The sequence below is a fragment of the Micromonospora sp. AMSO12t genome, assembly GCF_008806585.1.
GTDB lineage: Bacteria > Actinomycetota > Actinomycetes > Mycobacteriales > Micromonosporaceae > Micromonospora > Micromonospora reichwaldensis.
In genome coordinates, this window is the sequence record NZ_WAAS01000006.1 from 14,451 (window position 1) to 26,109 (window position 11,659).

10 protein-coding genes and 1 tRNA gene are annotated in these 11,659 nt (G+C 68.3%); 8 read left to right on the forward strand and 3 right to left on the reverse strand.

Going from position 1 to position 11,659, the window contains the following annotated elements; all coding sequences use genetic code 11:
* Positions 1-12 precede the first annotated feature (12 nt).
* Genes F6X68_RS01705 through F6X68_RS01715 form a run of 3 tightly spaced genes read left to right on the forward strand, consistent with a single transcriptional unit; the run spans position 13 to position 3,892 of the window.
* The gene (locus tag F6X68_RS01705; protein WP_151452565.1) at positions 13-738 is read left to right on the forward strand and encodes an NUDIX domain-containing protein; all 726 of its coding nucleotides are present in this window, start codon (positions 13-15) and stop codon (positions 736-738) included.
* Positions 735-1,892: a 5'-methylthioadenosine/S-adenosylhomocysteine nucleosidase gene (locus F6X68_RS01710; RefSeq protein WP_151452566.1), complete on the forward strand. Its 1,158-nt coding sequence runs from the start codon at positions 735-737 to the stop codon at positions 1,890-1,892. The genes F6X68_RS01705 and F6X68_RS01710 overlap by 4 nt, the downstream gene beginning before the upstream one ends.
* Positions 1,889-3,892: a hypothetical protein gene (locus F6X68_RS01715; RefSeq protein WP_151452567.1), complete on the forward strand. Its 2,004-nt coding sequence runs from the start codon at positions 1,889-1,891 to the stop codon at positions 3,890-3,892. The genes F6X68_RS01710 and F6X68_RS01715 overlap by 4 nt, the downstream gene beginning before the upstream one ends.
* Positions 3,893-3,990: 98 nt before the next feature.
* Here the strand turns inward: F6X68_RS01715 and F6X68_RS01720 are convergent, their stop codons facing one another.
* The 3 genes from F6X68_RS01720 to F6X68_RS01730 all read right to left on the reverse strand — a co-directional run bounded on the left by F6X68_RS01720 (position 3,991) and on the right by F6X68_RS01730 (position 4,739).
* Complete coding sequence (locus F6X68_RS01720) at positions 3,991-4,248, reverse strand: Txe/YoeB family addiction module toxin (RefSeq protein ID WP_151452568.1); 258 nt, start codon at positions 4,246-4,248, stop codon at positions 3,991-3,993.
* Positions 4,245-4,520, reverse strand: coding sequence for a type II toxin-antitoxin system Phd/YefM family antitoxin (locus F6X68_RS01725; RefSeq protein ID WP_151452569.1), 276 nt, complete (start codon positions 4,518-4,520; stop codon positions 4,245-4,247). The genes F6X68_RS01720 and F6X68_RS01725 overlap by 4 nt, the downstream gene beginning before the upstream one ends.
* Positions 4,521-4,667: 147 nt before the next feature.
* A tRNA-Lys gene (locus F6X68_RS01730) sits at positions 4,668-4,739 on the reverse strand.
* 524 nt (positions 4,740-5,263) lie between these two features.
* Between F6X68_RS01730 and F6X68_RS01735 the strand changes: the two genes are divergently transcribed.
* The 5 genes from F6X68_RS01735 to F6X68_RS01755 all read left to right on the forward strand — a co-directional run bounded on the left by F6X68_RS01735 (position 5,264) and on the right by F6X68_RS01755 (position 11,643).
* A complete protein-coding gene (locus F6X68_RS01735) occupies positions 5,264-6,409 on the forward strand; it encodes an ROK family transcriptional regulator (RefSeq protein WP_225851906.1) in 1,146 nt (381 codons plus the stop codon).
* A 73-nt stretch (positions 6,410-6,482) separates the two neighbouring features.
* A complete protein-coding gene (locus F6X68_RS01740) occupies positions 6,483-8,003 on the forward strand; it encodes an ABC transporter substrate-binding protein (RefSeq protein ID WP_151452570.1) in 1,521 nt (506 codons plus the stop codon).
* 81 nt (positions 8,004-8,084) lie between these two features.
* Positions 8,085-9,026, forward strand: coding sequence for an ABC transporter permease (locus F6X68_RS01745; protein ID WP_151452571.1), 942 nt, complete (start codon positions 8,085-8,087; stop codon positions 9,024-9,026).
* Positions 9,023-10,804 (forward strand): dipeptide/oligopeptide/nickel ABC transporter permease/ATP-binding protein, encoded by a 1,782-nt coding sequence (locus tag F6X68_RS01750; protein WP_151452572.1) that lies wholly within the window; start codon positions 9,023-9,025, stop codon positions 10,802-10,804. The genes F6X68_RS01745 and F6X68_RS01750 overlap by 4 nt, the downstream gene beginning before the upstream one ends.
* Positions 10,801-11,643: an ATP-binding cassette domain-containing protein gene (locus F6X68_RS01755; RefSeq protein ID WP_151452573.1), complete on the forward strand. Its 843-nt coding sequence runs from the start codon at positions 10,801-10,803 to the stop codon at positions 11,641-11,643. Before F6X68_RS01750 ends, F6X68_RS01755 begins: the two co-directional genes overlap by 4 nt.
* The last annotated feature ends 16 nt before the right edge of the window (positions 11,644-11,659 follow it).

Consider the following 11,659-nt stretch of genomic DNA (forward strand, 5'->3'; position numbering starts at 1 on the left):
TATGGTGGTCTCATGGTCAAGCCTCATGGCAGCCCGCCGGCTGTGCTCGTCGCCGTGGATCTCGTCATCCTCACACTGCGGGAGGCCCGGCTCCACGCGCTATTGATTCAGCGGGGCATTGAGCCGCATTCCGGCCGTCTGGCTCTCCCCGGTGGATTCCTCAAGCACGTCGAGGAGGACCTCCTCGACGCGGCCCATCGAAAGTTGGCGGAGGAGGCCAGCCTCGGCTCGGAGCACCCACACCTCGAACTTCTCAGCGTCTACGGCACTCCGGGCCGAGACCCGAGGGGGCGTGTGCTGTCCGTCGCCTACCTGGCCGTCGCGCCCCGGCTGCCGGAACCGACTGCGGGCAAGAACGCGACCCACGCTTACTGGATGCCAGTCGAGGAGGCTCTCTCCGACCACGTGCAGCTCGCCTTCGACCACCGTCAGATCCTCGTTGACGGCGTGGAGCGGGCCCGCGACAAGTTGGAGCGGACCGCACTCGCCACCGCCTTCTGCGGGTCGACGTTCACGATCTCCGACCTGCAGGAGGTCTATGAGGCGGTGTGGGGAGTGCGGCTCGATCCCCGGAACTTCTATCGCAAGGTCCAAAGCGTCCCCGGCTTCATCGTCCCGGCCGGACCTACTCGCAAGGCGGAGAGCGGGCGCCCTGCCCGGCTGTTCCGCCCTGGACCGCAGTTGGCGTTAAGGCCGCCGATGACCAGACCCAACCCGACAGACAAGGAACCGACGTGAGCCCGGACGAAAACCTCGTAGTAATCCTCACGGCGCTGAATCTCGAGTACGAGGCGGTCCGCGACCGGCTGAGCGGCCTGGCTGTCCGGCGCCACGCCGCCGGCACCCGCTTCGAGGTCGGCCGTATCGGGCAGGACGGCCCTCGAGTGGCGCTGGGACTGGTCGGTATGGGAAACCATCTCTCCGCAGTGCTCACCGAGCGCGCGATCGCCGAGTTCCGGCCCTCTGCCGTGCTCTTCGTCGGTGTGGCCGGCGGCCTCAAACCCAGCGTTGCACTCGGCGATGTCGTCATCGCGAGGAAGATTTACGCCTACCACGGGGGCACCAGCGAAGACGACGGGCTGAAGGCTCGGCCGAAGGCATGGGAGATCCCGCACGAGGCGGATCAGGTCGCCCATCACGTCGACAGGGTCGGCGAATGGTGCCGTGATCTCTCCGACGCGCCCAACATTCGGGTTCACTTCGGCGCGATCGCTGCCGGGGAAGTGGTGCAGGATTCGGCGATCTCCGCCCAGGCCCAGTGGATTCGGCAGCACTACAACGACGCGGTGGCGATTGAGATGGAGGCCGCCGGTGTCGCGCAGGCTGGCCACCTGAACCGAGCGCTTCCGGTAGTGGTCGTACGAGGAATCAGCGACCGGGCCGACGGCAGCAAGGCCGTCACCGACGGCCAGAAGTGGCAGCCACGGGCCGCGCGTCACGCCGCCGCCTTCGCCGTCGCGCTGGCCCAGGAACTGACCATCGACAGCGGCCGCGGAAGCGGTACGCCGAGCGGACACGGGAGCGCTCCGATGACCATGAAGAACGAGAACCTCGCAACCGGCAACGCCCGGGTCGGTGTGCAGGCGGGCCAGATCCACGGCAACGTCACCATCGGCATCAGCCGAGAGGAGCCAGTCGACCTCGCGGTCAGCATCGCCGACCTGCGGCACCAGATGAAGCAGGCATGCCTGGACGGCAGGCTGGACGAGGAGACCTACGCGGCGGCAGAGGCGGAGCTGGACGCGGCGGCCGGCTGTCTGCGCGACGGATCTGCCACCGACCGCGGTGGATTCCTGGTCTCCCTCAAGCGGCTACGAGGCTTGGTGGCCGACGTTTCCGAGCTGGCGGCGAGGCTGGCGATGATCATCGCGGCCGCAAGGGGCATAGCATGACAGCCCAGTCCACCCGCAACGTCGCCCAAGGTAACGCGTACGTCGGCGTCCAAGTGGGCTCGGTGAGCGGCGGCTTTCACAGCCACCACCACGCGCCTCCGGATCCTCATTCCACTCCGGAGGGCGAGTTCGAGGCCGGTGTGCGATACCTCGACAGGTTCCTGCTCGACACCGCGCGACAGCACATCGAGCGAGCGGTCACCCGTGGCTATCCCATCACCCCTCGAGCTCAGTTCTACCGACTGGTCGCCCTGCTCAGTGGGCGGACCCCGCGCCAGTTGGAAGACGAGGAATGGAAGCGCCTTCTGGCGATCTGGAGCGACCCGCCCGACCTCGACGAAAGTGATGAATGGACGCTGGGGCTGCGGGCGATCCTGAGGCTACTGAATTCGACTGACGCTGCCGGACCGGAAACGGCGGCGAAGGAACTGGAGTCATTGCCCCCTCGCCAGAAGCACTACATATTCGGCCATCTGGACATAGCGCTCGAAGGGGCGCTGCGGGACCGCGTGTGGCAGAAGTCCGTAGCTCATGCGCGAGAGAACCGGACCGCTGGCGACCGGCTCGGTCGAGCGTGGAAGTTCTTCCATCCCACGCCCGCACCGGCCAGGACCCGGCCGGTCACGCCGGCTGCCATCGCGATGTCGGACCGCGTCAAAGTTGGAGTCGGGGGACCTCTGCTCCTGTTGGCGACGAGCAAGTTGACGACGTTGCTGACAGCCAACGGCGAGTTCGGCGGGCTGATCGGCCTGTACAGCGCGGTGGCCGGGTTGGCGATCTTCGGTATCGCAGGGGCGGACCGGTACTTCCGGCACCGCTACCGGCAGGCGAAGGACAGCGAGCTGCGGCCATCCCGTCGTCAGCGCACCGACGCGAGGCCCGGCGGATTCGCCGGCAGGATCGACCGCCTCTTCACCCACTACTTCGCCCAATACCGGCCCGACGGGATGGCCAGCGCCGAGTGGCTCGATGAGACCGCCGGCATCCGCCGACACCTGCGTAATGAGGTGGTCGACGCCTACCGGGAGGAGCGCATCAACGCCGACCGGGTGGCCTGGCTGGTGAGATATCTGGCGAGTGACGTAAGGACGCGCTGGAATCAGGGGACCCTGACCGCATACCGCCAGGAGCTACGTGTGTCGCTTCGGACCTGGCTGCTGCAGGTCGTAGGCGTCATCGCCCTCATCGCCGGTTTTGTCTCGGTAACTGCAGCCGTCTTCTCGGCTGCCGTTCTACCCGGCTCGCTCTGGTTGGCGCTGACCGTGCCGACAGCGGTTGTCACCACGAGGGCGGCGTTCCGCATCGTCGCCGAGCGTCGGCGGGTTGCCGCCGACAGCGTTCATCGGTCCGCTGAGCAGGACAGGCGGACGGAGGCGTATGACCGCTGGGTGGCCAAACTCGCGGACAGGCCGACAGACACCGAGATGGCCACCTGGCTGGAGTGCGACCGCAAGGTCATCACCGACCAGGCCCTGCAGCAGTTCCGGCTCCAGCCGGGCCAGGTCGTCGCCCACGCCTTTCTGGAAGCACCAGCGAAGTCCGCTCGCAAGAGGCGCGCAGAGGACGGACCGTGGCGGTATTCCCACTACCGGCTCCTGCTCTTCCTGCTCACCGAGGATGGCGTACGACAGATCGACCTTGAGCTGGACTTCAGACGCGCTGATCATCGTGACACGCAGCGGCTCAACTACCGATTCCACGCGATCTCCGCCGTCCGGATCGATGGACTGGCTCTGCGCAAGCCGACGTTCCACCTGACGCTCAACAGCGGCGAGAAGATGACCGTCCAGGTGACCGGAACGGACACCAAAGCGGCCGAACCCAATCAGGACCCGAGCCCCATCACTGAGCTGACCGTCGACGCTTCGGGACTTCATCAGACCCTGCACGTGCTGGAGGGTGTAGCCGCAGAGGGCAAGGACTGGGTTAGGTTCCGCCGGGAGCAGGCCGATAACAGGCTCGCCGAACTGTCCCGCCGCACTAGCGGGCTGCTGGACTGAGGGCACCAGACGCCCTCAAGCGGCTGGGCAGCGCGCTGGACCGGTAGGACGTACGGCCTCGGTCGGGACGTCGACGCTCCCGCTTCCAGTCCGGTCCGTTAGCGGTCGCCGTAGTGGTACCGGCAGGCGATGATCTCGACGTCGTCCTTGGTGATCCGATAGACCAGCCGGTGTTCGCGATCAATTCGGCGGGACCAGAAGCCGGACAGCTCTCCCCGAAGGGGCTCCGGCTTGCCGATGCCCTCGTATCCGTTGCGCATCACGTCCGCGATGAGATCGTTGATGCGCCTGATCAGCTTCCGGTCGGTGTGGCTGTGGTACTGGTTCCAGGCCGTCGCGGTGAAGACCAGCCTCACGCGACGTCCCGCACGGTGGCCGGGTCGATCAGGTCCCGCTCGGCCGCGTGGCCCTCCTCAAGCTCCGAGATCGAGCGGCGCAGGGCTGCGGCGTTGGCCGGGTTGCGAAGGAGGTACTCGGTTTCCTTCATCGCCTCGTACTCCGCAAGCGGCACGATGACCACCGGTTCGTGGCCCGACCGGGTCACCACCACTTCCTCCGCGTCGTTGATGACGCTGTCGAGTTCGGCGGCCAGGTTCTGTCGTAGCTGGGTGAAGTTGACGGTTCGCATGACCACCTCCGAGGTAAGTACAGAAAACTGTACCTCGGATGGGCTCGACCCTGGCGATGGATCCACGGGTGCTGCTGCACTTCGCTGCTGTGCCGGCCCGAATCACGGCAACAGCGGCCCCGAAAGGGCCGCTGACCTGCGGAGGAGTGGGCCGCCAGGGACTCGAACCCTGAACCTATGGATTAAAAGTCCACAGCTCTGCCATTGAGCTAGCGGCCCGCGCGCTCAGGTTACCGGAAGGCGGCCGGTTGCGACTCTCGGCTTTCGTGCCGTAGGCGGAACCGGCAGCTCAGGCGAGGAGCGCCCGTCCATGACGGCGCTTCCGGGCGTACGGGAGGAATCAGGCCGGGCGGCGCGGAGGGTGCCGGAAGGTCAACTGCCCGAGCCTTCGGGGTCCTTTGATCTTGGCAGGCGGGGGACCGGTCGTGGTCCGGCGGTCGATCCCGAAGAAGGCTGGCGAGCCTCCGGTCGGACCTTATCGGAGAGCCAGCGCCCGTGGTGTCCCTCCTCGTCGCCGTGCCGGCTCGCCGGCGTGCTGTCAGGCCCGCCCAGCGTCGTGGTCGGCGGCTCTACCAGGGCTGTTAACTGGCGAAAGCTGCCGCGAAAAGCGGGCCATGGGAATGTAACAACTTGGGAACAACGCGAGCCGCGTTCTTGTCCGCAGTTTGTTAGCAGCCTGTACTAACCGGGTGACCTGCATTGATGAGACGGGAACCACACCGCCGGAGCCCCAGGACCGCGCGGTGGGGACCCTGCGGCGAGACCGGGTTCCGGCCCGGGTCCGCTCCGGCGAGAAGGTGCTCCCGGAGCAGGCCCGCGTGCACAACCGCGAGTTGCTGCTGCGCACGCTCTACCGGGAAGGGCCGCACAGCCGGGCGGATCTGGCGCGGCGCACGGGGCTGACGAGGGTCTCGGTCTCGGACGTCGTGAGCGACCTCCTCGCGGACGACCTCGTGGTCGAGGTCGGTACGCGGGCGGGGACGCGGCCCGGGAAGCCGGCCATGATGCTCGAGTTCAACGAGCACGCCTGCCAGTCGGTCGCCGTGGACCTGAGCCACTCGACGCTCTACCGGGGGGCCGTGCTCGACCTCGGCGGCTCGGTGGTGGCTCGCCATCAGGTCGAGATCGAGGGCAGCACCGGAGCCGACGCGTTGGCGAAGGTCGTCGGTCTCGTCGGGGCGTTGCGCGAACAGGTGACGGTGCCGCTGCTCGGCATCGGCATCGGCATCCCGGGGATCGTGGACCTCGGTGGCGTCGTCCTCAGCGCACCCAACCTGGGCTGGAAGGACCTCAACCTCCGGTCGGTGCTGGCCGAGCAGTTCGGCTGCCCCGTGGTCGTGTCGAACGACGCCAACGCGACCGCGCTCGCCGAGCGTAGTTACGGCGAGAGCGCGGCGGACACCCTCCTCGTCCGGGTCGGTGTCGGCGTGGGGGCGGGTCTGCTGCTCGGCGGCACGCCCGTCCTGGGCAGCAGGTTCGCGGCCGGCGAGATCGGCCACGTGGTCGTGGACACAGGCAGCGAGCGGGCCTGTGTCTGTGGAAAGTTCGGCTGCCTCGAGACCTGGCTGTCGACCCGGCGCATCCAGGAAGACCTCTCGGAAGCGCGTACCGACGCGGAGCACACCCGGGTCCTCGCCGCCGCGGGTGAGGCACTCGGTTCGGTGCTGGCCCCGATCGTGGCCGCCATCAACGTCTCGGAAATCGTCCTCAGCGGGCCGCACCGGGTGCTGGAAGGACCGCTGGCCGCCGCGGCGATGGAAACCATCCGACAGCGCGCCCTGACCGAGGTCCACGGCGACATCGTGCTGCGGCTCTCGGAGCTCGGCGACGACATCGTCCTGCGCGGCGCGACCGCCATGGTCATGAGCCAACAACTCGGGATCGCCTGATCCGCTGATCCGATCCCCGTCACTTACAGCGACGCCGACCGGCGCTGGCTTTGCAGCAACAGAAGGGAACACGGTGCAACTGACACGCACGCTGACGGCAGCGTTTGCCGTTGTCGCTCTCGCCCTCGCCGGTTGTAGCGGTGGCGGGCAGGCGAATGAAGCAGGCTCGTCCCAACTCGTCCTGGGCAACAACGGCGACCTGCTGACCTGGGACCCCGCCGAGATGAAGGAAGGCGCGGTCATCCACTACGCGGAGGCCGTCTACGACCCGCTGCTCCGCAAGACGTCCGAGTCGAAGATCGAGGGCAACCTGGCCACCTCGTACGAGTACAACGCCGACCTCACCGAGCTCACCCTGAAGCTGCGCGACGGTGTCACCTTCAGTGACGGCGCCGCCTTCGACGCCGACGTGGTGAAGGTCAACCTCGAGGCGCGCAAGAAGGGGGCGGGCAGCGCCTCCGAGGGGGCCCGGGCGATCGAGCGCGTCGAGGTCGTGGACAAGGCCACGGTGCGCCTGCACCTCAGCGAGCCCAGCCCCGGCCTCCTGGCCGCCCTGGCGACGTACACGGGGTACATGGCGAGCCCCAAGGCGCTCAGCGCGGGCACCATCGCCTCGAACCCGGTGGGCTCCGGGCCCTACACGTACGACGCGGGCGCCTCCGAGAAGGGCGTCAAGTACACGTTCAAGGCGCGCGACGGCTACTGGAACCGCGAGGCGTTCCCCTTCGAGAACGTCGTGATCCGCCCGTACGAGGAGTTCACCGCCCGGTACAACGCGCTCGCCACCGGCCAGATCCAGTTCATGTACGGCACCCCCGACATGGTGCCGAAGGCCAAGACCGACGGGCTCACCGTCAAGACGGTGCCCGGCGAGTGGCAGGGCATCATCCTCCAGGACCGCGCCGGCAAGGCGTCGGCGGCACTCGGCGACGTGCGGGTGCGGCAGGCGATCAACCACGCGCTCGACCGCAAGGCCATCCTCGAGACCCACTACGGCGGCTTCGGCCAGGTCTCCACGCAGACCTTCAACCCGTCCAGCGAGGCGTGGGTGCCGGAGCTGAACGCGCGTTACCCGTACGACCCGGCGAAGGCGCGCGAGCTGCTGGCCTCGGCGGGCTACGGCAGCGGCTTCAAGATCAAGGTCTCGTACAGCGAGGGCTTCATGTCTCCGCTGGTGCCGATCGTCACCCAGTACCTGGGCGACGTGGGCATCACGGTCGAGCAGGTGCCGGTCAACGGCTTCGCCAACGGCGGGCTGGAGACCCTGAAGGGCCAGCCGGCCTTCATGCTCTCGTTCTCCACGAACATCCCGGCGTGGACGGACGTGCTGAACAAGCTCACCCCGACGTCGCTGTGGAACAACTTCAAGTACACCGACGAGACCGTCACCCGGCTGCTCAAGGAGATCCCGGCCGCGCAGGGTGACAAGCAGGCCGCCCTCTACAAGGAGCTGAACACCCACCTCGTCGAGCAGGCCTGGTTCGCGCCGATCGTCACGCAGGAGAACGTCTACCTGTTCAAGTCCGACATCGACGTGACCATGCAGCAGGCGCAGCTCATGCCGAGCCTCCGCTTCTTCGCCCCGGCGAAGTAACCGCCGATCGACCCCGGATGGGTCGGGCAACGGTCCGGCCCATCCGGTGGATCACTACAGCTCATCTAGGAGGTAGCAGGCATGCTGGGCTTCATCGGTCGGCGGTTGGCCACGGGCCTGCTGCTGGCGTTCTCCGTCGTGACGGGGATGTTCTTCTTCCTCATGCTCACCGGCTCCGATCCGGCCCGGGGCGCGCTCGGCCTCTACGCCACGGAGGAACAGGTCGCGGTCAAGCGGGAGCAGCTCGGCCTCGACCGGCCGCTCGTCGAGCAGTACCTGAGCTGGCTGGGCGGGGTCGTACGCGGTGACCTGGGGGTCTCGTCCGCGCAGAACACCGACGTGAGCGACCTCATCGTGACGAGGCTGCCGGTCACCGTCTCCCTGGCGTTGGGCGCCGTCCTGGTGGCCGCCGTCCTCGGCGTCGTGCTCGGACTGCTCGCGGCGACCCGACCCGGGACGTTCGACCGCGTGCTCCAGGTGTTCATGGTGTTCGGCTTCAGCCTGCCGAACTTCTGGGTCGCGATCATCCTGGCCCTGGTCTTCGCCGTGCAGCTGGGCTGGTTCCCCGCCACGGGCTACGTGCACCTGAACGACTCACCCGGCGGTTGGCTCTGGTCCATCACCCTGCCGATCGTCGCGCTGTCGATCGGTTCGATCGCCGCCATCGCCCAGCAGTTGCGGAACTCCGTGATCACCGTCAACAGCCAGGACTACGTCCGTACGCTGCGCAGCCGGGGCCTCTCGCAGCGCGAGATCCTGCTCACCCACGTCCTGCGCAACGCGGCTCCGCCGGCGCTGACGATGCTCTCCCTCCAGTTCATCGCGGCGATGAGCGGCGCCGCCATCATCGAGCGCGTGTTCGGCCTCCAGGGCATCGGCGCCGTCGCCATCAACGCCTCGGGCAACAGCGACATCCCCGTCATCATGGGCGTCCTGCTCTTCACCGTGCTCGTCGTCGTACTCGTCAATCTCGCGGTCGACATTCTCTACGCCGCACTGAACCCGAAGGTACGGAACGCATGAGCGCCGACGTGACGCCCCGCGCGGGCCTGACAGCCAGGAGATTCCGCTCGTTCCTGCGTAACCCCATGGGCGTGGTGGCGGGCGGCGTCCTGCTGGCCATCGTCGCGGCGAGCATCCTCGCGCCGCTGCTCGCCCCGCAGGACCCGAACCTGGTGGTGCTCTCGGAGGCGCTCCGCCCGCCGAGCGGCGACCACCCGCTCGGCACGGACGGCAACGGGCGGGACATCCTCAGCCGCCTCCTGTGGGGCGGCCGGGTGAGCCTCCAGGCGGGCGCGATCATGGTCGCCGTCGCCCTCCTGTGCGGGATTCCCGCAGGTCTGCTCGCCGGCTACCGCGCGAAGCGGTTCGACGGGGTGTCGAGCTGGATCTTCAACATGCTGATGTCCCTGCCGGAGATCCTCATCATCATCGTGGTGATCGCCTCCCTCGGCAGCGGCCTCGCCCCGACGATGATCACCCTTGGCGTGCTGGCGTCGCCGGACATCTTCCGGCTGACCCGGAGCGCCGTGATCGCGGTGCGCGAGGAGCTCTACCTCGACGCCGCCCGCGTCGCGGGGCTCTCCGACCTGCGCATCATCTTCCGCCACGTGCTCTCCGTGGTGCTGGGGCCGGTCCTCGTGCGGTCCTCGTTCATCTTCGGCATGGCGATCATCGTCCAGTCCGGCCTGGAGTTCCTCGGCTTCGGCGACCCGCAGCGCCCCAGCTGGGGTGGCGAGCTCAGCAACGCCTTCCAGAACTTCCACCGCGCGCCCGAGCTGGTCATCGCGCCCGGCGTCGCCATCGGCCTCACGGTCATGGCACTCGTGCTCTTCGGCACGGCCCTGGCGGATTCGCTGGGGGTCAGCCGCAAACCCAAGGCCAAGCGGGCCGCGCGGTCCGCCGGCCGGGACGACCTGACGGTCGTCCAGGGCGAAGCCGACCGTACGCCCGCGACCGCCCTCCCCGCGGACACCCTGCTCCGCGTCGAGGACCTGTCGGTGCGGTACGTGGCCGAGGACGGAGCCACCAAGGACGTGGTGCGGGGCGTGTCGCTGCACGTCGCGCGGGGAGAGGTGCTCGGCCTGGTCGGGGAGTCCGGCTCCGGGAAGTCCCAGACGTCCTTCGCGATCCTCGGACTCCTGCCACCCGACGCCTCCGTGTCCGCCCGGCACCTCTCCCTCGACGGGCGGTCCCTGATCGGGCTGCGCGAGGGCGAGTTGCAGAAGCTGCGCGGGCCGCAGATGGCCTACGTGCCGCAGGAGCCGATGTCCAACCTGGACCCGTCCTTCACCGTCGGCGCCCAGCTGACGAAGCCGATGCGGCGCAAGCTCAACCTGTCCAGGAAGGCCGCGCACGAGCGGGCCCTGCACCTGCTCGAACGCGTCGGCATTCCCGACCCCGCCCGCACGCTCGCCGCCTACCCCCATCAGCTCAGCGGAGGAATGGCACAGCGGGTGCTCATCGCGGGCGCCGTCTCCTGCGATCCCGAGCTGCTCATCGCGGACGAGCCGACCACCGCCCTCGACGTCACGGTCCAGGTGGAGGTCCTCGAACTCCTCCGCGACCTGCAACGGGAACGCAACATGGGCCTCATCCTGGTCACCCACAACCTGGGTGTGGTCGCCGACCTCTGCGACCGGGTCGCGGTGATGCGGGACGGCCTCGTCGTCGAGCAGCAACCCGTCGCCGAACTCTTCGCCAACCCGCAGCACGAGTACACCCGCATGCTCTTGGACGCGACCCTGGAGGACGCCCCTCCCCGGCGGTCGCGCGACGACCTTCAGGAGGTGCAGTCATGAGCACCCGCAACGATTCCGACGCTCCGCTGCTCGACGTCCGCGACGTCAACGTCGTCTATCGCGGGTCCCGGTGGCGCAGTCCGTCCTTCCACGCGCTGCACGACGTCTCGATGCAGATCCGGGCGGGAGAGACGGTCGGCCTGGTCGGCGAGTCCGGCTCGGGAAAGACGACCCTGGGCCGCGCGCTCCTGGGGCTCGCCCCGATCAGCGCCGGCACGGTCACGTTCGACGGCGCCGACATCACCCACGCGAACCGGCGCGCCCGCCGGGCCCTGAGCCGGGACATCCAGGTCGTCTTCCAGGATCCGTACTCGTCGCTCAACCCGGCGATGTCCGTGGAGAGCATCCTCGCCGAGCCGCTCAGGGCGCAGGGGGTGCCCGGGGCCGAAGCCTCCGCGCGGATCGGTCAGCTGCTGGGCCAGATCGGCCTGGAAGCCGACGCCGGGTTGCGGTACCCGCGCGAGTTCTCCGGCGGGCAACGGCAGCGGATCGCCATCGCCCGCGCCCTCGCGCTGAAGCCCCGACTCATCGTCTGCGACGAACCGGTCAGCGCTCTCGACCTCTCCACCCAGGCACGCATCCTCGACCTGCTCATCGACATCCAGGAGCAGACCGGCGTCGCGTACCTCTTCATCTCCCACGACCTGTCGGTGGTCCGCTACATCTGCCACCGGGTCGCGGTCATGCTCAAGGGCCGCATCGTGGAGACCGGTGACGGTGACACCGTCACGTCACGACCGAGCCATGCGTACACGAATCGGCTGCTCATGGCGTCGCCCATCCCTGACCCGGCGCGGCAGGCGGAACGCCGCCGCCAGTACGCCGCGCTCTCCTCCTGACCCCGCCAACCCCGAC

Coding starts and splice junctions, on each gene's coding strand:
- F6X68_RS01705 (WP_151452565.1), top strand. CDS start 13: ATGGTCAAGCCTCATGGCAGCCCGCCGGCTGTGCTCGTCGCCGTGGAT.
- F6X68_RS01715 (WP_151452567.1), top strand. CDS start 1,889: ATGACAGCCCAGTCCACCCGCAACGTCGCCCAAGGTAACGCGTACGTC.
- F6X68_RS01725 (WP_151452569.1), bottom strand. CDS start 4,520: ATGCGAACCGTCAACTTCACCCAGCTACGACAGAACCTGGCCGCCGAA.
- F6X68_RS01745 (WP_151452571.1), top strand. CDS start 8,085: ATGCTGGGCTTCATCGGTCGGCGGTTGGCCACGGGCCTGCTGCTGGCG.
- F6X68_RS01750 (WP_151452572.1), top strand. CDS start 9,023: ATGAGCGCCGACGTGACGCCCCGCGCGGGCCTGACAGCCAGGAGATTC.
- F6X68_RS01755 (WP_151452573.1), top strand. CDS start 10,801: ATGAGCACCCGCAACGATTCCGACGCTCCGCTGCTCGACGTCCGCGAC.